This is a genomic window from Actinomadura sp. DC4, from assembly GCF_030406325.1.
Lineage (GTDB): Bacteria > Actinomycetota > Actinomycetes > Streptosporangiales > Streptosporangiaceae > Actinoallomurus.
The window spans coordinates 127,006-150,592 of the sequence record NZ_JAUEQY010000005.1; the positions used below are offsets into that span (position 1 = coordinate 127,006).

Consider the following 23,587-nt stretch of genomic DNA (forward strand, 5'->3'; position numbering starts at 1 on the left):
ATGGACAGCGACAGCGGAACCGACCTGCCGGCCAGCCTCGCGACCGCCTGGGGCCTGCGAGAACGCCCCGGCAAGGGGCCGAAGCCGGGGCTCAGTCTCGACCGCATCGTGGCCGCGGCGCTACGCGTCGCCGAGGCCGACGGGTTCGCGGCGGTATCGATGAACCGCATCGCCAAGGAGCTCGGCGTCTCCGCCATGGCGCTCTACCGCTACGTCGCCGCCAAGGACGAACTCATCCCGCTGATGCTCGACGCCGCGATCGGCGGGCCGCCCGAGCCGCGCGCCGACGGCGAGGGCTGGCGGGAGGCGATGGCGCGCTGGTGCTGGACCTACCGCGAGGCGCTGGGCCGCAACCCGTGGGCCCTGCGGGTGACGATCACCGAGCCGCCGAACACCCCCCAGCAGATCGCCTGGTTCGAACACGGCCTCGCGTCGCTGCGCGGCACCGGCCTCACGACCAACGAGAAGATCTCGGTGGTCATGCTGCTCAGCGGCTACGTCCGCAACACCGAGGCGATGTTCCACGGCATCGCCGAGGCGGTGGCCGCCGCTCTCTCCACGGAGGACCAGATGATGTCCTCCTACAGCGACGTCCTGCGAAAGGTGATCGACCCCGAACGCTTCCCGTGCATCGCGTCCGCCCTCGACGAAGGGGTGTTCGACCAGGCGGACAGCGCCGAAGGGGAGTTCGCCTTCGGCCTCGAACGCGTTCTCGACGGCATCGACGTCCTGGTGTCCAGCCGCTCCTGACCCCTGTGCTTGGGTTGCGGGGTGATCGTCGCTTTTGTCCTGCTCGGTGTGGGCATCCTCGCCGGCGTCGTCAGTACGGTCGTGAGCCTGGCCTCGATCGCGTCCTACCCGGCGCTCCTGGCCCTCGGCATCCCGCCGCTCAGCGCCAACGTGACCAACACCGTCGCCCTGATGTTCACCGCGGTCGGGGCCACGGCCGGCTCACAGCGCGAGCTGGCCGGGCAGCGCGGCCGGGTGCTGCGCCTCGGCCTGCTGACCGCGCTCGGCGGCGCCACGGGCGCGGCGCTGCTGCTCCTCACGCCCGGCGGGGCGTTCGAACGGGTCGCGCCCGTGCTGGTCGGCCTGGCCTCGCTCGTCCTGCTCGTGCAGCCGCGCCTCACCGAGGCGGCGGCGCGCGCCGGCGGTGAACACAGTGTGCCGCTGAGGTGCGCGGTCTTCGCCGTCGCGATCTACACCGGCTACTTCGGCGCGGCCGGCGGGATCTTGATGCTGGCGCTGCTCGCGGCCATGCTCGAACTCCCGCTGATCAGGATCAACGCGGTCAAGAACGTCGTGTCGGGGCTGAGCAACGGCGTCGCCGCACTCGGTTTCGCGCTCTTCGGCCCGGTCCGCTGGGCCGCGGTGGTGCCACTGGCGGCCGGGTTCATGACGGGCGGCTGGATCGGGCCCTCCCTCGTACGGCGCCTGCCCGGCGAGGCGCTCCGCGTCGTCGTGGTGATCTGCGGCCTGGCCGTGGCGGTCAAGCTGGCCTTGGACGCGTACTAGACCTCGTGGAGCTCGGTGCGCAGGTCGTGGGCGCCGTCCTCGCGGGTCGCCTCGTAGTAGACGCGCCAGGCGGTCGGCAGGCGGACCGCGCAGAGGTACCGCAGGCCGCCGTACGGCGACTCGGCGGCCGGAGCGAGGTCCTGGGGCGTGAGGCAGTCTCTGGCGCCGATCGCGATCCCGGTCTTCTCCTCGCAGTTCTCCGCGGCGCTGGCCCGCCCGTCGTAGCAGGCGACCGTACGGTCACCGGCCGGCAGCACCGCCGACACTCGTACGCCCCGTGAGTCCCACCGGCCCGGCGTGCGGCCCAGCGCCGTGCCCTGCCAGGTCCACTCGACGCCGTCCTCGCTGGTGGCGTACTCGGTCACCATCTGGTCGGCCTCGTCGGGATCGGCCAGCGGATGGCAGGAGGCCCACAGGTGCCACCGGCCGTCCTCGTGCACGATCACCGGGTCCTTGACGCCCACGTGCTCGTCACCGGGGAGCACGACCTTGGCCGTACGGGGGTCGAAGTCGCGTGGGTCGTCGGCTTCGAGAAGTTCGATCCGCCAGTGCTTCGTGCCGGGTGTGGCGCAGCTCAGGTACAGCCGCCAGCGGCCGTCCGGCGTCCTCAGCAGGGCCGGGCGTTCCAGGGACTCGGCGTCGAGCGCGCTGCTGTGGATGACGCTGAGCGTCTGCAGCAGCTCGCCGTCCTCCGAACGCGCCACCACCACCGCGTACCCGCGCCCCTTGCCGACCGGCGCGCGCATCCGGTACGCGAGGTACACGACCCCGTCCACCAGGCACGCGCTGGGGGCACCGGCCCAGTTGCCCGCACCGCCCTCAGGGGGTTCGACGATCACTTGGGACCGGTCGAGGCTCGGCAGGGGGAAGGGCAGCGTGGCGTCCATGTCCTTGATCATCAACGCCGGACCGCGCCGGGCGCAATGAGTTGGGCCGGGTGCGATCAGCCGGCCGGGTGTGATCAGCCGGGCCGGTAGGCATCGTGCGGGGTGGCGAGCTCCCAGACCGACTCGAAGGCCGTCGCGCAGAGCTTGGCCACCGCCGGGTCCGCGCTCCACTCGCAGTCGGTCTCGTCTCCGTCGCCGGTGAAGTGGTTGAACAGGACGCGTTCGCCGTCCAGCAGCCAGAAGTCGTTCCCCGGCAGGGCGAGCGACGAGGCCTGCCGGCGCGGCAGCCACCGGACCTGCTCCCCGGCGGCGATGTTGGAGAATGAGATGTCGTACTCGAACCGGATGTACTCGGTCACGGGCTCGGACACGATCCGTGCCCGGCGCACCTCCACGCCGCGCTCGGTCGTCTCGGTCATCAGGCTCAGCCAGGGCCGCCACCAGGAGTCACGGTCGCCGGGCTCGTCGTGGTGTCCGTCCCGCCAGGCCGTGAACATGAGGTCCTCGTTGGAGACGGCGTACGAGTCGCGCATCTCCAGATGCCACGCCGACCGCTCGCACGACCCCAGAATCTGCGTCCAGTCCTCGAACGTCGGCCAATTGCCGCTCCACGTCATGGGCCACCTCCCGTCAGGTCGGCTCAAGATGATCGTCGGGGTAACCGAGGCGGTCGCGGGTGCCAACCGTCACAGATGGCCACGTCCGGGCAGCCGTGGGTGAGCTTCGTCACCAGAAAAGCCGAGGGCCCCCGCCGATCGGCAGGGGCCACGAGACGTGGGGGTGGGTCAGACGACCTGGCCGACCTCGGCACAGTCGTCGCCCTGGGAGTTGCTACGGGCGCTCTTACGCCATTCGGCGATCTCGACGCAGTCGCCGCCTTGGGAGTTGCTGCGGCTGCTCTTACGCCATTCGGGTCGGATCATTGCATCGCCTCCATGGCTTGCTTGATTCGTTCCCGTGAGGGAAATTCCGACATAGCCTGCTGTCCGACGCGATCGTACCTCAGGACATACGACCGCACCTCTGCCGCAACTGGGACGAGTCTTCCCCCACCCGGAGAATCGGCGAAGGCGACATCGCCGGACTCCGTCGTCATGATCTTGAAAGCCCCATCCATGCCCGGATGCCCACCAGCACCGATAGGCACAACGCGTACGGCGACGTCGGTTCTTGAGCACTGAGGACGGGCCTCGACGTCGACGTGCTGTTTGAACCAGTCGGGATCGTGGCCGAGCCGGGCGTACCAGAGCATGATCGAGAAGTGCCCGCCGGTCCGCCACTCCTTGTCGAGCTTCAGGGCCATGCGGTCATCTCATTGGGCGACATTGTTCTCGTATCGCGAGACGGACGACCGGGCGACATTGAACAGTTTCGCCAGATCGTTCCCGGATGGTCCGCGCCGCATGCGGTAGAGCCGCAGGTCGTGCGCGAGCCAATGCCACATGGATTCCTTCGGATCCAGCGGGGGGGTTCATATTCATCTCGACTCCCGGGATAACGGGCGCTTTCGCGTTTCGGAGCGAAGGGCCAGGTTATCCACAGAGAGTGATCACGATAGTGCGCACTGTCGCACGGTTTCGTGGGTTTCTGATGTCAGTGCACGACGGACCCGCCGAGGCCGTGGCGGCCTCCCGGGGATACCGCGGGAGGCCGGTCGCCATCGAGGCTCTCGGCTCGATCCACAGGGTCATCCACAACATGTGGATAACGGTGTGGGAAACCTGTCAGCGCCAGCGGGTGGAGAGCACCACGCCGACGACGATCACGCCGAAGCCGATCAAGAGGTTCCAGTTGCTGAGCGTGCTCATGCCCGGCACGTTGGTGCCGGTGCTCGCCGTCACGTAGTAGACGGCGATCCAGATCAGGCCGATCAACCAGCAGCCCACCATGGTCGGCACCAGCCACCGCGGGCTGACCGCCACCTTCTGCGACCGCTGCGGCGGGGTGTAGACGGCCTTCTTGCGTACCTTCGACTTGGGCACGGTGGGTCTCTCCTCGGGGCGGGCAGGGCCGGATGCCCGGCCCGCGCATGGGTCAGTTTGTCGGTTAGCGTAGTCGCTGGTGAGCAGCGTAGGCCCATAACGGTTGCAGTGGGAGGTGGCGGTGGGGCTAAAACCCGGTGTTGGCAGGTCAAGGGCCGTCACCTGGCGGCACGCCATCCCGCTCCTCACTCTATTCGCCGGCACGCTGTTCGCGGCCAGCGCGAGCACCGCGCACGGCACGGACCTGCGCGGCGGCAGCCGCACCAAGGTCACCGAGCTCATCTCCCAGGAGCAACGCGGCTATCAGGAGTCCCAGGGCACCTACCGCAGCCTGCACCGCCAGGTCGACGACCTCGGCCGGCAGGCCGGAAGGCGCGACGCGCGCGTCCAGGCGGCACAGCAGAACGCCGACCGGCTCGCGGCGCTGTCCGGGTTCACCCCGGTGAGCGGGCGGGGCGTGCGCGTCTCGCTCAACGACGCGTCGCGCAGCCGCCGGGCCGCCGGCGACCCGAGCCCCGACGACCTCGTCGTCCACCAGCAGGACGTACAGGCCGTGGTCAACGCGCTGTGGGCCGGCGGTGCCACCGGCATGCAAATAATGGACCAACGGCTGATCTCGACGAGCGCGGTCCGCTGCGTAGGCAATACGCTCATCCTGCAGGGAGTCGTCTACTCGCCGCCGTTCCGGATCACCGCCACCGGCGCGCCCGACCGGTTGCGGGCGGCGCTCGACGCCTCACCGGAGATTGAGATCTACCGACAGTACGTCGATCAATACGGACTCGGGTACACGGTGAAGACCCTCCAAAAGACAACATTGCCCGCCTACACCGGCAACGCGACGCCGAAATACGCGACGGAGGCCGACGGTGCGGACACTAATCCGTAGCATCGGTGAGCTGTGCATCACGGCCGGCCTCATCCTGCTGCTCTTCGTCGCGTACGAGCTCTGGGGCACTGGCGCGTACACCCAGGCCCAGCAGCACAAGCTCAGCGACGAGCTGAACCGCACGTGGAACACCACGCCCTCCGCCGGCAAGGTCACCACCGAGCGCGTCGCCCTCGGGCACGGCCTGGCGCTGATCCGCATCCCGCGCCTCGGCAAGAGCTTCCACTACGTCATCATCGAGGGCGTCTCGATCGCCGACCTGCGCAAGGGGCCCGGCCACTATCCGGGCACCGCGATGCCGGGCCAGGTCGGCAACTTCGTCGTCTCCGGGCACCGTACGACCTATCTCGCGCCCTTCAACAAGCTGGGCGAGCTGCACGGCGGCGAGCAGATCCTCGTCGACACCCGTACGACCCAGTACGTCTACAAGGTCACCTCGACCAAGGTCGTACGGCCCAGTGACGTGAGCGTCGCCTCTCCCGTGCCCGAACGCCCGCGGGCGAACCCCACCAAGAAGCTGATCACGTTGACCACCTGCAACCCCAAGTACTCCGCGGCGCAGCGCCTCATCGTCTTCGGCCAGCTCGTCTCGACGAAGCCGCGCGTGAAGGAGGCGGGTGCCTGATGTACTCCTGGCTGTGGCGCCGGCTGCCCGGCAGCACCCTGGAGCGGGCCGGCCTGTTCCTCGCGGCGGCGGTCGTCGTCGCGGTGCTGCTCTGGTACTTCCTGTTCCCGTGGATCGAGCCCAAGCTGCAGTTCGACCACGGCACCGTCGGAGGCGGCACCTCGGCCCCGCCGAGCCCGAGCCCCTGATGCGCGCCTCCCGGCGCGTCCTCGTCGTCGACAACCGGGACAGCTTCGTCCACACCATCGTGGCCTACCTGCGCGAGCTGGGCGCCCACTGCGTCGTACGCGACCGCGACGAGACGACGGCCGCCGATGTGAGCGGCTTCGACGGCGTTCTCCTCAGCCCCGGGCCCGGACGGCCCGAGGACACGGGCGTCTGCCTCGACATCGCCGCGGAGATCCGGCGGCCGGTGCTCGGCGTCTGCCTCGGGCACCAGGTGATCGCGACCGTCTTCGGCGGCACCGTCGGCCACGCGCCCGAGGTCGTCCACGGTTACACCAGCACGATCCACCACGACGGGGCGGGGGTGTTCCGCGGGCTGCCGGAGCCGCTGACCGCCACGCGCTATCACTCGCTGGCGCTGGACCCGGCGACCGTACCGGCGGACCTGGAGGTCACAGCCCGTACACCGGACGGCGTGATCATGGGTGTACGGCACCGGACCGAGCCCGCGGAGGGGGTCCAGTTCCACCCCGAATCCATCCTCAGCGAGCACGGCCACGATCTTTTTGCGAATTGGCTCGCGCACGCTCTGTGAGAACCGCAGGCTGTGGCGCCGCGACGAAAAACCTGGCAAAAGACGAGTACCGGCAGGTGTAACGCCAAGGAAGCTGAATCTGATTCACCCTCTGAGGGCTTCCGCCGTTGCCCCCGAGCGGCGGAGGCCCTCCTTCATGCCCGGACCACAGAGTCTGGCGTCTCCATGAACGACAGGACCCCCACACGCGAAGGCGTGTGGGGGTCCTCGTCATTCGTCCGTCAGTCGTCACCCGGCGGGAAGGTCGGGAACCCGGTCGGGCCCTGCGTCGGCGGCTGTTGCTGCTGAACCTTCGACACCGTCAGCGTTACCGTGCTGCCGCGGTTCGCCGTGTCGCCCTCGCCCGGCGTCTGGTCCATGACCTGCTGGTCGGGCTGGCCCGGCTGCACGGTCTGGTAGCGCACCGACACCTGGAAGCCGTGGCTGCGCAGGTCGGACCGCGCGTCGCTGAGCGACTTGCCGATCTCTCTGGGCACCAGCGTGGTGCCCGGCCCGTCGGAGATGTACAGCGTGACGTCGCTGCCCTTCTCCACGCTCTTGCCGGCGCCCGGGTTCGAGCCGATGACGCTGCCCTTCGGCACCGTCGTGGAGGACCTCTTGTCCGTGGACGCCACGTTGAGACCGGCGTCCTCGATGGCGGACTTGGCCTCGTCCTCGCTCTTGCCCTTCGTCGAGGGCACGGTGACGTGCGGCTTGCCGGCCGAGATCGTGAGCGTGATCTGCGTCGTGGCCAGCGCAGTCTTCTCGATCTTGGTATCCGGGGCCGGGTCGACGCTGAGAACCTCGTTCTTGTCGGCCTTGTCGTCGGTCTTCTTCTTGAGGTGGATGTTGGACTCGACGAAGCCCATGCCCACGAGTTCCTGCTTGGCCGAGGCCTGATCGCTGCCGATGATGTCGGAGGGGATGGCGACCGGCTTGTCGCCACCGTCGCCGCCACCACCACCGCTGAAGATCATGATGAGGGCGACGATCGCGCCCACCGCGAGCAGGCCCACGACCGACCAGATCGCGATCTTCTTGCCGCGGTCGGCGTCGTGCGCCGGCTCGTCGTAGTTGACCGGCGGCAGGTCATAGCCCATGGTCTGCGGCCGCATCGCCTGCGTGTGCGGGGCGCCCTGCATGACCTGGGTGCCGCCGTTCATCGCCATCGTCGGCGCCGAGACCGGCATGCCCTGCGAGGCCCGCTGGATGTCGCCGCGCATGTCCGACGCGCTCTGGTAGCGGTAGTTCGGGTCCTTGGCGAGCGCCTTCATGGCGATCGCGTTGGCGTACTGCGGGATCGACGGGTCGAGCTGCGACGGCGGGATCGGCTCTTCTCGTACGTGCTGGTAGGCGATGGCCACCGGGGAGTCGCCCTGGAACGGCGGACGGCCGGTGAGCAGCTCGTAGAGCACGCAGCCCGTGGAGTAGATGTCGCTGCGGGCGTCGACGCGCTCACCGCGCGCCTGCTCCGGCGAGAGGTATTGGGCCGTGCCGATGACCTGGGCGGTCGCGGTCATCGTCGACGCCGTGTCGGCGAGGGCGCGCGCGATGCCGAAGTCCATGACCTTGACCTCGTTGTTCGTGGTCAGCATCACGTTGGCCGGCTTGATGTCGCGGTGGACGATGCCGCCGCGGTGGGAGTAGTCCAGGGCGCGCAGGATGCCGTCGACCATCTTCAGGGCGCGCTCGGCCGGCAGCCGGTGCTCCTCCTGCAGGACATCGCGGAGGGTACGGCCCTCGACGTACTCCATCACGATGTAGGGCACCGGGTTGTGATCCAGCTGGTCCTCGCCGGTGTCGTACACGGCGATGACGGATGGATGGTTCAACGACGCGGCCGACTGCGCCTCGCGGCGGAATCGAGCCTGGAACGTCGGGTCACGGGCGAGGTCGGACCGAAGTGTCTTGATCGCGACCACCCGATCGAGCCGAAGGTCACGAGCTCGGTAGACCTCGGCCATGCCGCCACGCCCGATGACTCCATCGAGTTCGTAGCGGCCACCGAGTAGCCGAGGCTGATTCATATCTGGCACTTTCCCTAGTCGTCTACGCCCTGCCCTCAGAACCTAGCGTGCCTTGAGCACTGCTCGACGGCTCTGGGTCCGTAGGGGGCGTCGGCGTGGTCGCCGGCGGAGTAGGCGTCCGCTTTGGGGGCTTGGGGGTTTTGGATGGACTGGAGGTCGGGGTCGACGACGAGTAAGTCGGCGTCGGGAAGGGATACGGCCCGGTCGGAAGCGAGGTCGAGGGCTCAGGCGTATCGGTCGGCGAGGTGCTGTCCGGCCCCCGGCTGTACTGCCGGGTGGGCGCGGGGCGTCCGGCGGGTTCGACCCGGTTGCCGTCCACGAGTTTAGTGTGCCCCGATCCCTTCCAGAGAGTTCCGGCGGCGAACACCGCCGTACCCACGAGAACCGCGGCGAACGCGAGTGCGATGACGAAACGGCTGGTGCGGTGCCGGCCCGCGGCCGCCCACGGCCCCGGGTGCGCCCCGGTGGGCTCGTCCTCGTCGACGGAGTCCTGCAGATGGGTACCCGCGAAACCGACGGGTACGGCCTCGGTCTCGGGCTCGTCCGGAACGTCGAAACCGCCGGGCTGCCGGAGCATGTGGATCTCGTCGGCGACCTCTTGGGCGCCCGTCGGCCGGTCGTCCGGGTCTTTGGCGAGCATGGCGCTGACCAGGCCGCGTACGGGCGGAGGAATGTCCGCGGGCAGCGGCGGCGGGTCCTCCCGCACGTGCATGACGGCCAGGGCGATCGGGGTGTCCGCGGCGAACGGCGGCATGCCCGCCAGGCACTCGTAGGCCACGACGCCGAGGGAGTAGAGATCGGAGGCCGGCGTGATGCGTCGGCCGGTCGCCTGCTCCGGCGAGACGTACTGCGCGGTCCCCATGACCTGGCCGGTCTGGGTCATCGTGCTGGAGCCGCCGCCCCGGGCGATGCCGAAGTCGGTGATCTTGACGACGCCCTCGGCGGTGACCATGAGGTTGGCGGGCTTGATGTCGCGGTGGATGATCCCCGCGGTGTGGGCGACGCGCAGCGCGCGCGCCGCCTGGCCGATGATGTCCAGGCTGGTGTCGACGCTGAGCCGGCCCTCCACGGACAGGATCCGCGACAGGGTCTCGCCGACCACGAGTTCCATCACGAGGAAGGCGAGGTCGTCCTGCTCGCCGTAGTCGTAGACCTGGGCGATGCCGCTGTGCTGCAGCGACGCCGCGAACCTCGCCTCGGCGCGGAACCGCATCCGGAAGCTCTCGTCGGAGACGTACTGCTCCTTGAGCACCTTGACCGCGACGGGCCGGCCGAGCAGCTCGTCGGTGGCCTTCCAGACCTCGCCCATGCCACCGGAGGCCAGGCGCTCGTCAAGGCGGTATCGGTGGCTGAGGACGAGGGGGGTGGTCATTTTCTATCGCACCGCCTGGACGATACTCAGGGCGATCGGCGCGGCGTTGTGCGCGCCGTCGGACTGAAGGTTGCCGTCGGTGACGACCGCGAAGGCGACCTTCGGGTTGTGCTGAGGGGCGAATCCGACGAACCAGTCCTCGTAGATGCCCCGGCCGGTCTCGGCGGTACCGGTCTTGCCGGCGATGTCCTGCCCGCTGAGCGTGGCGGAGGCCGTACCCGAGGCGACGACCTGGCGCATCATCTCCTGGATCTGGTCCGCGGTGTTGGCGCTGACCGGGTGGCCCATCACCTGCTCCTGCGCGGTGGCCAGCTCCGACTGGTCGGGCGCGGTCACCCGCTTGACGAGATAGGGCTTCATCTCGGTGCCGTCGTTGGCGATGGACTGGGCCACCATCGCCATCTGCAGCGGCGTCGCGGTGACGTCGCCCTGTCCGATGCCGGACCGGGCCAGGTCGTCGCCGCCCATCTTCTTGGTGGGGTAGTTGGCGCTCGCGCTCGACATGCCCGGCTCGACCTTGACGGGCTTGTTGAAGCCGAACTTCTCGGCCTGGGCGAGGAGCTTGTCCTGGCCCAGGGTGCCCGCGAGCCGGCCGAACGTGGAGTTGCAGGAGGCGGCGAAGGAGCTGATCAGCGGCGGGCTGCCACTGCACTTGGCCTCGTCGCCGTCGGCGTTGTGGAGCGTCTGGCCCGACTCGGGCAGCTTCAGCTCGTCGGCCGGGGCCGGGGAGTCCTTGGTGAGCCCGCCGGACTCGAGCGCCGCCGCCGAGTCAACGATCTTGAACGAGGATCCCGGAGGGAACACCTCGTTCATCGCCTTGTTGAGCATCGGCTTGCCCGACGCCTTCTCCAGCCGAGCGTCCGCCTTGACCGCCTTCGTGCTGTCGTGCGTGGCGACCAGGTTGGTGTCGAAGGACGGGTAGGACGCCATCGCGAGGATGGCCCCGGTCTTGACGTCGATGGCCACCGCGGCGCCGCGGCTGACCGTCTTGCTCCGGATGCCTTCGTAGGCGGCCTGCTGGGCCTTCGGCACGATCGTGGTCTGCACGGTGGCGCCCTTGGGCTTCTTGCCGACCAGCATGTCGAACCAGTTGTGCACGGTCAGCCGCTTGTCGGTGCCGTCGAGCAGGGCGTTGTCCGCGCCTTCGAGGCCGGTGCGGTTGAAGACGCTCATGAAGCCGGTGATCGGGGAGTAGAGCTCACCCTGCTTGTAGACCCGCTGGAAGTTCTTCTTGTCGATCTTGGTCGACTGGGCGAGCGTGACGCTGCCCGCCAGGATCGGGCCGCGGTCGTGCTGGAACTGGGTGAGGTACTTCCGGTTGTTCAGCGCGTCGTTCTTGAGCTTGTCGGCCTGCGAGCCCTGGATGTAGTTCACATTGATCATCAGGATGACGAGCAGCGTCATCGCTGCGATCGCCACCCGGCGAAGAGGCTTGTTCACGCGGTGCTCACCACCTGGGTCATTCCCTCGTCCTGGATGGGCTGCGGTGCCGGCCGCCGGGCCGCGTCACTGATGCGGATCAGCAGGCCGATGAGGATCCAGTTGGCGAGGAGTGAGGATCCTCCCTGTGCGAGGAACGGTGTGGTGAGACCGGTCAGCGGGATGAGCCGGGTGACGCCGCCGACGATCACGAAGACCTGGAGCGCGAACACGAACGACACACCGCCGGCGAACAGCTTGGAGAAGTTGTCCTTGGTGGCGACCGCGGCCTTCATACCGCGCTGCACGATCAGCGCGTACGTCAGCAGGATCACCATGAGGCCGGTCAGCCCCAGCTCCTCACCGAAGGAGGTGAAGATGAAGTCGCTGTAGGACAGCGGCGTGCGCCACGGCTCGCCCTGGCCCAGCCCCGTGCCGAGCACGCCGCCCTGACCCATCGAGAACAGCCCGCGCATGAGCTGGCCACTGTCGGCGATGTACGTGCCGCCGTGGGCGGCGCAGGTCTGGGCCATCTGGTTGTGGATAACACCGTTGATCTTGCAGCCGCCGTCGAAGTACGGCTTGGGGTCCATCCACACGGCGACACGCTGCTGCACGTGGGGGATGAGCGGGGCGAGCAGGCTCGCACAGGCCAGGAGCACGAGGCCGATGCCGACCCACTCGAAGCGCTCGGTGGCGATGTAGAGCATGCTCACGAACAGCCCGAAGAACAGGATCGCGGTACCGAAGTCGTTCTCCAGGGCGAGGACGCCGAGGCAGATCACCCAGATCACGAGGATCGGGCCGAGGTCGCGGGCGCGCGGCAGCTTGAGCGGGCCGAACGTCTTGCCGACGGTCGACATCGCCTGGCGCTTGTTGACGAGATAACCGGCGAAGAACGCGACCAGTGCCAGCTTGGAGAACTCCCCTGGCTGGATCGAGATCGAGCCGATCCGGATCCAGATCTTGGCGCCCAGCGCGCCACTGATCGAGGAGGGCAGGAAGCCCGGCAGGGCCAGGAAGAACAGGCCGACCGCGCCGATCGTGTAGATGTAGCGCTGCAGGATCTTGACGTCGCGCAGCACCAGCAGCGTGACGGCGAAGAAGATCATGCCGAGCGCGGTCCACTCGAGCTGGGCGTTGGTCGAAGGCCCGAAGTAGGAGACCTTCTTGCCCGCCGCGATGGCGTCCTTCATGTCCTTGCTGGTGTTGAGGTCCAGCCGGTAGATCATCGCCAGGCCGATGCCGTTGAGGAACACCGCCAGCGGCAGCAGCAGCGGATCGGCGTACGGCGCGAAGCGAGCGACCACGAAGTAGGCGCCGGCCGCCAGGATGCCGAGGCCGAGGCCGTAGCCGTACATGCCGACCGGGAGGTTTCCGTCACGGGCCAGGCCGACCTGTGCGAACCCCGCGACCGTGATGATCATCGCGAAGATGAGCATGCCGAGCTGGGCGCTCCGCCGGGGACGTACGGCTACGGGTATGCCGGCTTCGTTCGTTGCGGTGCTCATTGGCGCTTGTCCGGCGGTTGGGGGCAGCCGGCCAGCGAGTTGGGGTGCTGGCGGCACTGGGCGGCCTCGTCCCGGAGCTGTCCGACGACGGCCTGCCCGCCCTGCAGGTCGGAGACCGGGATGCCCTTGTGCACCGCGGTCTTGGACTTGGTGGTCAGCGTGCTCGCGCGGACCACGGGGTCGGACGGTGCGATCACCTTGTTGTCGCAGCCTTCGCTCTGCTGGTTGCGGCCCTTCCAGACCGAGACGACGCCCTTGCCGTCCTCGGCGACGGTCGTACGGCAGATCTTGCTGCGCAGGTTGGTGACCGTCTTGCGGGCGCTCGCCAGGCTGCTGAGGTTGTCGATCGCTCCCCGGACGGAGGTCTGGGCGCTGGGCGTCAGGTCGGCGACCTTGAGGTCCGAGCGCTCCTTCAGGTGCGAGAGCTTCTGCCCGAGGATCTTGTCGTTCATGCCCTGGAAGATCGCCACCTGACCGCCGTCGGCGGCGACGTAGTACTGACCCTGCACGTTGGTCCAGGCGACGTACGAGCCGCCCGCCACGAGCAGAACCAGCACGACGGCGAGCCCGACGAGCCAGGGCCAGCGGCGGCGTACCCGCATCGGAGGCAGCGGCAGCGCGTCGTCGTGCTGCGGCGGCACGGCCTTCATGTCGGCGACCGTCACCGCGGCGCCCTGCTGCTGCGGCTCTCCGCGCAGCGCGGCGGCACGGTGCGCCGGCGACTCGCCGGCCATCGCGCCTCCGGGAGCGGTGCCCGGGTTGTCGGCCTCGCCGCGCGTACGGGTGGAGCTGTGCGCGGCGCCGGCCAGGATGGACTGCTGCGGCGGGCCGTGCAGGGTGTCCAGCTCGACGACGTCGGCCACGACGCACGTGATGTTGTCCGGGCCGCCACCGCGGTTGGCCAGGTCGATCAGCTGGCGTACGGCCTGCTCCGGGTCGGCGACCGAGCTCAGTCCGTGATGGATCGTCTCCGCCGTCACCACCGAGCACAGGCCGTCGGAGCACAGGAGATAGCGATCGCCGAGCTGCGCCTCGCGCAGGGAGACGTCGGGGTCGACCTCGCCGCGGCCGTCGAGCGCCCGCAGCAGCAACGAACGCTGCGGGTGTGACGCCGCCTCGTCGAGGCTGATCCGGCCCTCGTCGACCAGCGACTGCACGAGGGTGTGGTCGTGCGTGATCTGGAACAGCTCGCCGTTGCGCAGGAGGTACGCCCTGCTGTCACCGATGTGGACGAGGGCCATCTGCCGGCCGTGCCAGAGCATCGCGGTGAGGGTCGTGCCCATGCCCTGCAGGGACGGGTCGCCCTCGACGATGTTGTGCAGCTTTTCGTTCGCGCGGTGCACGGCCTGCTCGAGCACACCGACGATCTCGTTGGCCGGGACGTCGACGTCGAGCGGTTTCAGGGTGTCGATGGCGGCGGCACTGGCGATCTCACCACCGACATGGCCGCCCATACCGTCGGCGACCGCCAGCAGGCGTGTGCCGGCGTACGCGGAGTCCTCGTTGCCCTCACGGAGGAGGCCGACGTCCGATCGTGCGGCGAAGCGTATTCCGATTGTCATTTGCGCAGCTCTATGACGGTCTTCCCGATACGAATCGGTACGCCAACGGGAACAGGCTCCGGCCGGCTCACCTTGGCACGGCCAAGGAACGTGCCGTTGGTGGAACCGAGGTCCTCCACGAACCACTGACCGTTCTGTGAGAAGAGCCGGGCGTGCCGCCCCGAAGAGTAGTCGTCTCCGAGAGGCAACGTGGCCTCATTGCCACGACCCATGACGATCTCCGTACCCGCGAGATCCATGGTCGTGCCCGCACGTGCCCCCTGCGTGATGACGAGCTTCGTGGGCTCCGAGCGTCTCGAGCGCGGAGCCGCTGCCTTGGGCTGCCTGGCCGGCGGGGCCGCCTTGCTGGGGCGCGAGGCCTTCGCGGCGGCCTTGGATCCCCACAGGTCGGCACGGATCACGCCCGCGGCCGCGATGACGAACAGCCAAAGAACGGCCAGGAACGCCACCTTCATGAGGGTCAGAGTCAGTTGGTTCATCGGAGTTCGGAGCTACTCCCTGTCGCGACGGAACACGAGGGTTGTCCGGCCGAGAGTGACACGCGCGCCATCACGCAACGTCACGCGCCGGATCGGCTGACCGTTGACGAAAGTGCCGTTCGTCGACCCTAGGTCGACCGCGACCACCTCCGGACCCTCGACTCTGATCTCGGCATGGTGCCGGGAAACTCCCGGATCGACAAGCCGAAGATCACAGTCGGTGCCACGGCCGAGCAAAGTCACCGGCGTGGTCAGGTCGTACATATGGCTCTCCTGGCCCTCGGTGCTGACCAGAAGCCGCGGCCGTCCCCCGGAGAAACCACGCGCCGGCGGCGGCATATCGCTCATCGGCTGACGGATCTCACCGCCCTCGACGGTCGAACCGCGGATCACCCCGGAACGAATCCGGAACATGCCCGTGCGCAGGTCATCGGCGTTCTCGAACCGCACGCGTACCGGGCCCACGAAGGAGTACCCCTGTTCCTTCGCGTGCTCTCGTGCGAGGTTGGCGAGCTCTTGGCTCAGGCTGTCGGCATAGACCGCGAGGCGTTCGCCGTCGGGATGCGAGATCTCGACGACGAAGTCGTTCGGCACCAGCGTGCGACCCTGCGCAACGATGGCGGCGCGCTCGTCCATCTCACGCTGGATGGCGCTGGCGACCTCCACGGGTTGCAGCTCCGACTTGAAAGCCCGAGCGAAGGCCCCCTCCACCATGCCTTCGAGCCGGCGCTCGAAGCGCTGTAGGACACCCACGTGCACCTCCCTTCTCCACTGCTAGACGATCGTATCCGTGCGTTGGTTCGCATGAAGCAACCGAGTTCCGACCAGCGTTAGCAAGGTGCTAACCTCTGACACGCCACGGGCGAGTGGCGGAACGGCAGACGCGCACGGTTCAGGTCCGTGTGTCCGAAAGGATGTGAGGGTTCAAATCCCTCCTCGCCCACGCGAATGTCCTGGGGCCAGTGTGCTCGCGAATCTTCTGGTTCGCTCGCGCTGGCCCTTCGTCATTTTCCCCGGGGGACGATCCCCCGGAGCCCCCTGATGTGGGGGCTGCGCCCCCACGCCCCCTCTGCGGCTGGGGTTTTCTTCATCCTTTCACTTCGTGGTTGCTGGTGTTGCTTGCTTGCTCATCTGTGACCACTGTTAGTCCCTCCTGCTCGATCACTTCTGTGTCGAATTCTGTGCAGGCGGTGGCTAGGCGGGTTTTGATCCACTTCTGGTCTTCTCCGGTTGCCTTGCTCGTGTGGGCGTAGGTCAGGTGCAGGGGGAGGGCCTTGTGGCTGGTCTGGCGGGTTTCCTTGATCTCTGTCGTCCACAGGAGGCTCAGGTCGTTTCTCAGCTTTCTGTCTCTGATGTAGTCGTCGATCAGGTCGCCCAGGTCGTAGATCACTCTCGGTGTTGCCGCGTGGAAGACGTGGGCCGAGTGGCCGGCTACCAGGGTGGCTCCTGCCTCCAGGAATTTCTGTGCGGCTGCTCTTATGTAGGGCTGTGGGGCTGTCGTCATGTTTGGGCCCCAGTGGGGGGTTATGACTACGGCGTTGTGAATGTTGCTCAATTGCTGGATGTCTTTTGTCAGCCATGCTGGGATCTCCCTGTTCAGAGGGGCGTACGCGACTCCTGGGGTCGTTTCTGTCGCGGCGTACGCTTGAGGGTGGTCTGTTACTCCCAGTACGGCGATGGTCATGTTGCGTGCGTTCAGGATCGCGGGGGCTCTTGCCTCCGCCTGGTTCCTTCCGGCGCCCACCGTTTGGATTCCCGCTTCTCTCAGGCTCGTGAGGGTGTCTTCCAGGGCGCTGTCGCCGTAGTCCAGCGTGTGGTTGTTGGCCAGGGTCACGCAGTCGACTCTCAGGGCTCTCAAGGTCTCCACGGCTCCCGGCGGGGCTCGGAAGTGGAACCTGGCGGTCGGCTCCTCGGTTCCTCTCGTCGAGATGCAGCACTCCAGGTTCAGCAGGCGGAGGTCCGCTCTTCTCAGTTCCTCGACCACCTCCCTGGCGAACAGGCCGTACGGGCCGTGGTCGGTGATCTCCTCGCCCACTCCGCGGCCCAGCATGGTGTCGCCGCCCAGGGCGATGCGCACTCCCATGTCTCCAGCCTCTCCCCGCGCCGGCGGACGGGTGCCCGACGTTCGGCGCGGGTGGGCGGACCTTCGGCCCTATCCGGCTGCTCGGCTCCCTGCGAGCGTGATCGCAAAGCGCGCTTTCTTTTTTGGGGGGATGACGATGCGAGCACATTCGGGGGACGCTCTGCTGGTCAGAGGGCATCACGTCGGGGAGCAGGACCGGCAGGCCGTGATCATTGAGGTGCACGGGCATGACGGGGAGCCGCCGTACGTCGTGCGCTGGGAAGACGGGCACGAGAGCGTGTTCTTTCCCTCGTGTGACGCGTTCGTCTCGCGCCTGTCGCGTCGTGAGGGCGATGGCTGACCGTCGTGTGACACTGCGGGCTATGAGTCTCGCTCACGATCTCGAAACGCTCGGCCGGCCGCTTCTCGACGCGCAGCTACGGCACCCGACCGTCGCCGGGATCGCCCGCGGGGATCTCGATCCGGCGATCTTCCGCTCCTGGCTGGAGCAGGACCACCTCTTCCTGCACGACTACGTCCGCGTCTTCGCCCGGCTGGCCTGGCAGGCGCCCGACGCGCATCTCGGTGATCTCGTCGAGCTCGCGCACTCGACGTTCTTCGAAGAACTCTCGCTGCACCGGGCGCTGGCCGCGGAGTTCGGGGCCGACCTCGCCGGCGCCGTGAAGGGGCCGGCCTGCGCGGCGTACACCGACTTCCTGCTCACCTCGGCGGCCTCGTACGGCGAGGGCCTCGCTGCGCTTTATCCGTGCATGTGGGGCTACTCCACCCTCGGCCGGATTCTCGCTCAGGACCCTCCGTCCGACCCTCTCTACCGCCGCTGGGTCGATGCCTACGCGGACCCGGCCTTCGTGATGCTGACCGGTCGTGTCGCCGCGATGCTCGACGAGGCCGCCCCCGACCCCGCGCGGGCCCGCGCGGCGTTCACCGACGGCATGCGCCACGAGCTGGCCTTCTGGGACGTGCCCGGCTGATCACCCTGTTGCGGCGTCACACTGTCCACAGGGCTGTGGACAGGCTTAGCCTTGGGGCATGCCGGAGCTGCCGGAAGTTGAGTCGCTCGCCGCGTTCCTGCGCGAGAACGCCGTCGGCCGGGCCGTCGCCCGCATCGACGTCGTCGCCATCTCATGCCTCAAGACCTACGACCCGCCGATCACCGCGCTCAGCGGCCTGACCATCGGCGACGTCACACGGCACGGGAAGTTCCTCGACCTCGACGTGGACGGCCTGCATCTGGTCATCCACCTGTCGCGGGCGGGCTGGCTGCGGTGGAAGGACAAACTGCCGGCGGCCCCGCCTCGGCCCGGCAAGGGGCCCCTCGCGATGCGCGTGCACCTGGAAGACGAGCAGGGCTTCGACCTCACGGAGGCCGGCACGCAGAAACGCCTGGCGGTGTACGTCGTCCGCGATCCCCAGGACGTCCCCGGCATCACGTCGCTGGGCCCGGACCCCCTCGCGGAGGGCTTCGGCGTCGAGGACCTGGCCAAGATCCTCAGCGGCCGCCGTACCCAGATCAAGGGCGTCCTGCGCGACCAGAGCGTCCTGGCCGGCATCGGGAACGCCTACTCCGACGAGGTCCTCCACGCGGCGAAGATGTCCCCGTACAAACTCGCCGCGACCGTGACGGACGCCGAGGCCGCGACGCTGTACGAGGCGATCATGACCACTCTCGGCGACGCGGTCGAACGCTCGCGGGGCCTGGCGGCGAAGGACCTGAAGGGCGAGAAGAAGCAGGGGCTGCGCGTTCACGGCCGGGCGGGCGAGAAATGCCCGGTCTGCGGCGACACGATCAAGGAGGTCTCGTTCGCCGACCGCGCCATGCAGTACTGCCCGACCTGCCAGACCGGCGGCAAACCCCTCGCCGACCGCCGCATGTCCCGCCTGCTCAAGTAAGAACCGGATCCCCGCGCCGGCCACGACCGCGCCCATGGGCATCGCCAGTCCCACTCAGGGGAGTGACGGCAGAGTCACCGACTAAGGTCCCCCGGCACCGACGGCGCCGGGGGACGCGGGATGCAGTAGGTGCGGGGACTACTGCGAGGTCAGTGCGTGGGCGTGTGCGCGAGCGGGCCGAACAGCGCCGCGAGGTCGTTCCACCGCTTGGTCTCGCAGCCGTTCTTACGGCCGAACGTCGTGTCGACCGGCTTGCCCTTGTAGGTGCCCTTGATCGTGGCGGTCTGCGGTCCGCCGTAGATCTGGGTGCACATCTGGCCCTTCGGGGTCGGTGCGAACGGGTCGCCGCCCTTCACAGCCGCCACCTTGGTCAGCTGCGTGCATACGGTGGCCGCGTCCGGGGCGGTGCCGCCGGCCGGGTCGCAGGTGAGGGTGCGCGTGATGGGGTCCGCCGTGGGCGACATGCGCACCGTGATGGTGAGTTTCGTGCCGCCCGAACCCGGCGGCGGCTGGTTGCCGGCAGGCGGCGTGGGGGTGGCCGAGACGGGCGCCGGCGTCGGTGAGCCGGGCGTCGTGCTCTGTGCGGGCTGAGAGGCCTGGTCGCTCGGCTGGCTCGCGGTTCCCTGGTCGTCCTTGCAGCCGGCCAGTGTCAGTGCCGTGAGGATCCCCGGCACGACGATGGCCGTCCTTCCCAGTCTCGATAGAGATTGCCTCATGACGATTCGACTCCGGCCGCTGTCGCGTGGTTCCGTGGACAGGTGAACTTCTTCAACAACCAGCTACCCAGCGTGGCGGCGGGCGCCGTACCGGGTGACGGATATCTCCTCGACGTGCGGGAGAACGACGAGTGGCGGGCCGGGCACGCGCCCGATGCCGTTCACATCCCGCTCAGCGAGCTCAACAACCGTGCCCAAGAGGTCCCCAAGGACCGCGACATCTACGTTATCTGCAGGTCAGGGGCGCGTTCCGCGCAGGCCGTGGCGGCCTTCAACGGTGCGGGCTGGACGGCCTCCAACGTCGAGGGCGGCATGCACGCCTGGGAGGGTGCCGGGCGGCCGATGGTGAGCGAGTCGGGTACGGACCCGTTCGTCGCCTGACGCGACTTTCGGGGTACATTGTCCCCGCCAACTGGATAACGCGGGAGCTCGGGCGACGACCGGGCTGAGAGGGCGGCTTCACGCGCCGCCGACCGCTCGAACCTGACCGGATAATGCCGGCGTAGGGAGTGTGCTCCGTGAGCACGGTTGTCGACCGCCCCAGCGACGAGGCCCCGTACACCCTCGACGAACCCGCGCCCCGCGTCCTCAGCTTCTGGGACCAGAGCGCCTTCTGGGCCAACCTCGGCGTGAGTCTGCTCGCCTTCTCCGGCGCGGCGACCGTGCTGGCCCCCGACGCGAACGGCGTGCCGCGGTTGCCGATCCTGGCCGGGATCGTCGCGATGGTCGCCGGCACCGTGATCGGCGGGATCATGCTCGGGCTGGCCGCGGTGCCGGGCGCGCGGGCCGGTGTGCCCGCCATGATGCTGCTGCGCGGCCTGTTCGGCACGCGCCTCTCGTACGTCCCGACCGTGCTGAACATCCTGCAGATGGTCGGCTGGGGCACGTTCGAGCTGATCACCATCGCGAACGCCGCCGAGCAGCTGTTCAAGGGCGGCCCGCACTGGATGTACGTCGTGATCGCCGGGGTGATCACGACGGTGCTGACGATCTGGCCGCTCGGGTCGGTCCGCGTGCTCCGCCGGTACGTCACGGCGGCGGTCGTGATCGCCCTCGTGTACTTCTACATCCAGCTCTCCCGCCAGCCGCTGCCGAACCTCACGCACGGGTCCTGGAGTCACTTCTGGATCGGCGCGGACGCGGCGCTGGCGGTCTCGATCTCCTGGGTGCCGATGGCGGCCGACTACACCCGGCACTCGCGCTCGGAGCGGGCCGCGTTCGGCGCGGCGACCGTCGCGTACGGGCTGACGCAGATCGTCGCGTACGTCCTCGGCCTGCTCGCGCTCGCTCTGGTGGCCGGCGACTCGGACAAGGTGTTCGGGCCGTTCCAGCACGTCGCGCTCGGCACGCTGTTCTTCGCGGTGTTCGTGCTGCGCGAGGCCGACCAGTCGTTCGCGAACGTCTACTCGACCGCCATGTCGATCCAGAATCTCGTGCCGCGCGTCGACCGGCGGGTGCTCACGGTCGGGCTCAGCGGGCTGATCATGGTGCTGGCCCTCGCGCTGAACATGGACAACTACTACGACTTCCTGTCGCTCATCGGCTCGGTGTTCGTGCCGATGCTCGGGGTGCTGGCGGTGGACTTCTTCTGCTTCGGCGGGCGGCGCGGCTGGGACGTGTCCGGGCGGGCGCCGTCGCGCTGGTCGATGATCGTGGCCTGGGCCGTCGGCATCGCCGCGTACCAGTTGATCAACCCGGGCAACGTCGGCTGGTGGTCGAGCCTGTGGACCGGCGTCCAGGACGCGCTGGGGTTCACGCCGTCGAGCTGGATGAGCGCGTCGCTGCTGTCGTTCGCCGCCGCGGCCCTCGTGACAGCGGTCATGGGGGTCGTCTCCCGGGCACGGGTCAGAAATAGCGCCGGAAATGCGAAGTCTTCTTGACCTTCGCCTAAGAGTGGTTTCGCAACCGATCGACCGGTCGGCGGTGGCACTATGGCCGGGTGGACACCTCCGACGCGACGATGCGCGCGGCCGTGGCCTCGGCCGCCGACGCAATGATCGCGCTCGGTCCTGACCTCACGGTTCGCCTGTGGAATCCCGCGGCGGAGCGGCTGTTCGGGTGGCATGCCGAGGAGGCGGTCGGCCAGGCCCTGCGCACGATTCCGGAGGAGTACACCGCCGAGCACCGGGCCGTGCTCGAACGCGTACGCGAGGGCGGCAACATCTCCTTCGCCACCCGGCGGCTGCACCGCGACGGACGGCTGATCGAGACCCGCGCCGTGGTCAGCGGCATGCGGTCCGACGAGGGCGAGCTGGTCGGCTGGGTCTGTTTCTACCGCGCCGCCGACGAGGACGAGCTGGTCCAGCGCCAGGCCGCCGAGCGCATCCGCCTCGTACGCCGGCTCAACGACGTCGTGGCCGACCTCAACGCCGAGCTGGAGCTGCCGGCCGTACTCGACCGGGTCGCCGCCAGCGTCATCGAGCTGACCGGCGCCGACGCCGCGGGGTTCGTGCTCATCGAGCAGCCCGCCAGCACCCTGCGCCTCGTCAGCATCAGCGGCCTGCCCGAGAGCCTGCGCGGCGTCACCTCCGACCTGCGTACGAGCCTGGTCGGCGAGCTGCTGCGCTCCGGCCGTACGGTCATGCTGGCCACGGCCGACACCCGCAGCCTCAGCGACCTGATCTGGTCGGAGCTGACCGGGCTGCACACGATCGCGCTCGGCGTCTCCAGCGTGCACGGCCGGCCGTACGGCGCCCTCTACGCACTGTTCTCCGGGCACAAGGCGGGCCACATCGAGCTGGAGCTGCTCGAACTCTTCGCCGGGCACGCCGGGGTCGTCGTCGGCAACGCGGTCAGCTACGCCGAGGTGGTCAAGCAGCGCAAGCACGAGCGGGCGGTCATCGAGGCGAGCGCCGACGGCATCGCCGTGCTCGACCGCGACGGCATCGTCCAGCAGTGGAACCCCGCCGCCCGCGCGATCACCGGCATGACCTCCGACGAGGTCGTCGGGCGGCCGCTGCCGTTCGCGCTGCCCGCGCCGGAGGCCGAGCCGACCATCCAGGTCGACTCGGGCGCCTGGCTCAACGTCCTCTACTCCGAGATCGAAGATCACGACGAGATCGTCGTCGACTTCCGCGACGTGACCGAGGCCAAGTCGCTGGAGGCGGCCAAGGACCTTTTCCTGTCGATGACCAGCCACGAGCTGCGGACGCCGATCACGGTCGTGCACGGGTACGCCAAGACGCTGGTCCAGCGGTGGGACAAGCTCGGCGACGCCGACCGGCGACAGGCCGTGGCGATCATCGCCGAGCGCGCCCAGACGCTCGGGCAGCTCGTCGACAACCTGCTCTACTCCCGGACGATGCCCGACGGCCTTGCGGTGACCAACGAGCCGTTCGACCTCGCCCGGCTGCTGCAGGGCGCGGTGGAGGGGTTCCGGGGCATGTCGGAGCGGCACCGGATGGGGCTGGAGGTCCGCGACGGCCTGCCCCTGGCCTTCGGCGACGCGATGGCGACCGACATCATCGTCGGGCAGCTCCTGGAGAACGCCGTGAAGTACTCCCCGGGTGGGGGTACGGTCACCGTACGCGCGGACGTCGAAGACGATTCGATCGTTGTGACGGTCGAAGACGAAGGGGTCGGCATTCAGGCCGGCGACCGCGAGCGGGTCTTCGAGCGATTCGTCCAGGGCGAGGCGGGCGACCGCCGGAGGTTCGGCGGACTCGGCCTCGGGCTCTACATCGTGCGACGACTTGCCCGGGCCCAGCACGGAGAGGTGACCGCGCACGCCCGTACGGGGGTTTCGGGCACGAGCATGCGCTTCACCCTCCCCCATGCGAGTGACGTTGCGTAGTCAGTCATACTGGACGCTTCCCGACAATCTACGCCGTTGATTCGTTCGTGCGCGAGGTCACCGTTGCTCGTTGTGTTGGCAATAGATTCCTGTGGCAG

Annotated in this window: 26 protein-coding genes, 1 tRNA gene and 1 riboswitch; of the genes, 13 read left to right on the top strand and 14 right to left on the bottom strand. The window is 68.6% G+C overall.

What is annotated here, in order from left to right; translation table 11 throughout:
- Together QWU11_RS10130 and QWU11_RS10135 are read left to right on the top strand one after the other, a co-directional pair.
- Positions 1-750: a TetR/AcrR family transcriptional regulator gene (locus QWU11_RS10130; RefSeq protein WP_290104848.1), complete on the top strand. Its 750-nt coding sequence runs from the start codon at positions 1-3 to the stop codon at positions 748-750.
- A 21-nt stretch (positions 751-771) separates the two neighbouring features.
- Positions 772-1,515, top strand: a complete 744-nt coding sequence (locus QWU11_RS10135; protein WP_290104849.1) for a sulfite exporter TauE/SafE family protein — start codon at positions 772-774, stop codon at positions 1,513-1,515.
- Here the strand turns inward: QWU11_RS10135 and QWU11_RS10140 are convergent.
- From QWU11_RS10140 to QWU11_RS10160, 5 genes are all read right to left on the bottom strand, one after another.
- Positions 1,512-2,402: a hypothetical protein gene (locus QWU11_RS10140; RefSeq protein ID WP_290104850.1), complete on the bottom strand. Its 891-nt coding sequence runs from the start codon at positions 2,400-2,402 to the stop codon at positions 1,512-1,514. The genes QWU11_RS10135 and QWU11_RS10140 overlap by 4 nt on opposite strands.
- A gap of 74 nt (positions 2,403-2,476) precedes the next feature.
- Positions 2,477-3,019 (bottom strand): DUF6879 family protein, encoded by a 543-nt coding sequence (locus tag QWU11_RS10145; RefSeq protein WP_290104852.1) that lies wholly within the window; start codon positions 3,017-3,019, stop codon positions 2,477-2,479.
- Positions 3,020-3,187: 168 nt separating this feature from the next.
- Positions 3,188-3,325, bottom strand: coding sequence for a DUF397 domain-containing protein (locus tag QWU11_RS10150; protein WP_290104853.1), 138 nt, complete (start codon positions 3,323-3,325; stop codon positions 3,188-3,190).
- Positions 3,322-3,705 carry a Scr1 family TA system antitoxin-like transcriptional regulator gene (locus QWU11_RS10155; protein ID WP_290104855.1) on the bottom strand — a complete coding sequence of 128 codons (384 nt, stop codon included), beginning with the start codon at positions 3,703-3,705 and terminating at the stop codon, positions 3,322-3,324. The genes QWU11_RS10150 and QWU11_RS10155 overlap by 4 nt, the downstream gene beginning before the upstream one ends.
- Positions 3,706-4,126: 421 nt before the next feature.
- Positions 4,127-4,384 carry a cell division protein CrgA gene (locus tag QWU11_RS10160; protein WP_290104856.1) on the bottom strand — a complete coding sequence of 86 codons (258 nt, stop codon included), beginning with the start codon at positions 4,382-4,384 and terminating at the stop codon, positions 4,127-4,129.
- Positions 4,385-4,487: 103 nt separating this feature from the next.
- Between QWU11_RS10160 and QWU11_RS10165 the strand changes: the two genes are divergently transcribed.
- From QWU11_RS10165 to QWU11_RS10180, 4 genes are read left to right on the top strand one after another with little or no spacing between them, the layout of a single operon-like run.
- Entirely contained in the window at positions 4,488-5,273 is a 786-nt protein-coding gene (locus tag QWU11_RS10165; RefSeq protein ID WP_290104857.1) for a DUF881 domain-containing protein, read from the top strand.
- Positions 5,254-5,898 (top strand): class E sortase, encoded by a 645-nt coding sequence (locus tag QWU11_RS10170; RefSeq protein ID WP_290104858.1) that lies wholly within the window; start codon positions 5,254-5,256, stop codon positions 5,896-5,898. The genes QWU11_RS10165 and QWU11_RS10170 overlap by 20 nt, the downstream gene beginning before the upstream one ends.
- Entirely contained in the window at positions 5,898-6,086 is a 189-nt protein-coding gene (locus QWU11_RS10175; protein ID WP_290104859.1) for a hypothetical protein, read from the top strand. Before QWU11_RS10170 ends, QWU11_RS10175 begins: the two co-directional genes overlap by 1 nt.
- Positions 6,086-6,658: an aminodeoxychorismate/anthranilate synthase component II gene (locus QWU11_RS10180; RefSeq protein ID WP_290104861.1), complete on the top strand. Its 573-nt coding sequence runs from the start codon at positions 6,086-6,088 to the stop codon at positions 6,656-6,658. The genes QWU11_RS10175 and QWU11_RS10180 overlap by 1 nt, the downstream gene beginning before the upstream one ends.
- A 221-nt stretch (positions 6,659-6,879) precedes the next feature.
- Here QWU11_RS10180 and pknB read toward each other — a convergent pair whose 3' ends face one another.
- From pknB to QWU11_RS10215, 7 genes are read right to left on the bottom strand one after another with little or no spacing between them, the layout of a single operon-like run.
- Entirely contained in the window at positions 6,880-8,664 is a 1,785-nt protein-coding gene (pknB, locus tag QWU11_RS10185) for a Stk1 family PASTA domain-containing Ser/Thr kinase (protein WP_290104863.1), read from the bottom strand.
- Positions 8,665-8,686: 22 nt separating this feature from the next.
- Positions 8,687-10,036, bottom strand: coding sequence for a serine/threonine-protein kinase (locus QWU11_RS10190; RefSeq protein ID WP_290104866.1), 1,350 nt, complete (start codon positions 10,034-10,036; stop codon positions 8,687-8,689).
- 3 nt (positions 10,037-10,039) lie between these two features.
- A complete protein-coding gene (locus QWU11_RS10195) occupies positions 10,040-11,476 on the bottom strand; it encodes a penicillin-binding protein 2 (RefSeq protein ID WP_290104869.1) in 1,437 nt (478 codons plus the stop codon).
- Positions 11,473-12,966: an FtsW/RodA/SpoVE family cell cycle protein gene (locus tag QWU11_RS10200; RefSeq protein WP_290104870.1), complete on the bottom strand. Its 1,494-nt coding sequence runs from the start codon at positions 12,964-12,966 to the stop codon at positions 11,473-11,475. The genes QWU11_RS10195 and QWU11_RS10200 overlap by 4 nt, the downstream gene beginning before the upstream one ends.
- The gene (locus QWU11_RS10205; RefSeq protein WP_290104871.1) at positions 12,963-14,528 is read right to left on the bottom strand and encodes a PP2C family serine/threonine-protein phosphatase; all 1,566 of its coding nucleotides are present in this window, start codon (positions 14,526-14,528) and stop codon (positions 12,963-12,965) included. Before QWU11_RS10205 ends, QWU11_RS10200 begins: the two co-directional genes overlap by 4 nt.
- Positions 14,525-14,983 carry an FHA domain-containing protein gene (locus QWU11_RS10210; protein WP_354670827.1) on the bottom strand — a complete coding sequence of 153 codons (459 nt, stop codon included), beginning with the start codon at positions 14,981-14,983 and terminating at the stop codon, positions 14,525-14,527. Before QWU11_RS10210 ends, QWU11_RS10205 begins: the two co-directional genes overlap by 4 nt.
- 36 nt (positions 14,984-15,019) lie before the next feature.
- Positions 15,020-15,760 (bottom strand): DUF3662 and FHA domain-containing protein, encoded by a 741-nt coding sequence (locus tag QWU11_RS10215; RefSeq protein ID WP_290104875.1) that lies wholly within the window; start codon positions 15,758-15,760, stop codon positions 15,020-15,022.
- Positions 15,761-15,867: 107 nt separating this feature from the next.
- On the opposite strand from QWU11_RS10215, the gene QWU11_RS10220 reads away from it, so the two are divergent.
- Positions 15,868-15,950: transfer RNA gene (locus QWU11_RS10220), tRNA-Leu, on the top strand.
- Between the two features lie 144 nt (positions 15,951-16,094).
- On the opposite strand, the gene QWU11_RS10225 is transcribed toward QWU11_RS10220, so the two are convergent.
- Positions 16,095-17,090 (bottom strand): CapA family protein, encoded by a 996-nt coding sequence (locus QWU11_RS10225; RefSeq protein WP_290104876.1) that lies wholly within the window; start codon positions 17,088-17,090, stop codon positions 16,095-16,097.
- 136 nt (positions 17,091-17,226) lie between these two features.
- Between QWU11_RS10225 and QWU11_RS10230 the strand changes: the two genes are divergently transcribed.
- The 3 genes from QWU11_RS10230 to QWU11_RS10240 are packed head-to-tail and all read left to right on the top strand — an operon-like array spanning position 17,227 to position 18,980.
- Positions 17,227-17,430 carry a DUF1918 domain-containing protein gene (locus tag QWU11_RS10230; protein ID WP_290104878.1) on the top strand — a complete coding sequence of 68 codons (204 nt, stop codon included), beginning with the start codon at positions 17,227-17,229 and terminating at the stop codon, positions 17,428-17,430.
- A 22-nt stretch (positions 17,431-17,452) separates the two neighbouring features.
- Positions 17,453-18,061, top strand: coding sequence for a TenA family protein (locus QWU11_RS10235; protein WP_290104880.1), 609 nt, complete (start codon positions 17,453-17,455; stop codon positions 18,059-18,061).
- Between the two features lie 58 nt (positions 18,062-18,119).
- Positions 18,120-18,980 (top strand): DNA-formamidopyrimidine glycosylase family protein, encoded by an 861-nt coding sequence (locus QWU11_RS10240; protein ID WP_290104881.1) that lies wholly within the window; start codon positions 18,120-18,122, stop codon positions 18,978-18,980.
- Between the two features lie 149 nt (positions 18,981-19,129).
- On the opposite strand, the gene QWU11_RS10245 is transcribed toward QWU11_RS10240, so the two are convergent.
- Positions 19,130-19,654: an SSI family serine proteinase inhibitor gene (locus QWU11_RS10245; RefSeq protein ID WP_290104883.1), complete on the bottom strand. Its 525-nt coding sequence runs from the start codon at positions 19,652-19,654 to the stop codon at positions 19,130-19,132.
- Positions 19,655-19,738: 84 nt separating this feature from the next.
- On the opposite strand from QWU11_RS10245, the gene QWU11_RS10250 reads away from it, so the two are divergent.
- The 3 genes from QWU11_RS10250 to QWU11_RS10260 all read left to right on the top strand — a co-directional run bounded on the left by QWU11_RS10250 (position 19,739) and on the right by QWU11_RS10260 (position 23,489).
- Positions 19,739-20,077: a rhodanese-like domain-containing protein gene (locus QWU11_RS10250; protein ID WP_290104885.1), complete on the top strand. Its 339-nt coding sequence runs from the start codon at positions 19,739-19,741 to the stop codon at positions 20,075-20,077.
- A gap of 30 nt (positions 20,078-20,107) precedes the next feature.
- Positions 20,108-20,222, top strand: a riboswitch (TPP riboswitch).
- Positions 20,215-21,576, top strand: coding sequence for a cytosine permease (locus QWU11_RS10255; protein WP_290104886.1), 1,362 nt, complete (start codon positions 20,215-20,217; stop codon positions 21,574-21,576). Its footprint overlaps the riboswitch before it by 8 nt.
- 59 nt (positions 21,577-21,635) lie before the next feature.
- On the top strand, positions 21,636-23,489 hold the full coding sequence (locus QWU11_RS10260; protein WP_354670828.1) for a PAS domain S-box protein: 1,854 nt from the start codon (positions 21,636-21,638) through the stop codon (positions 23,487-23,489).
- Positions 23,490-23,587 lie beyond the last annotated feature (98 nt).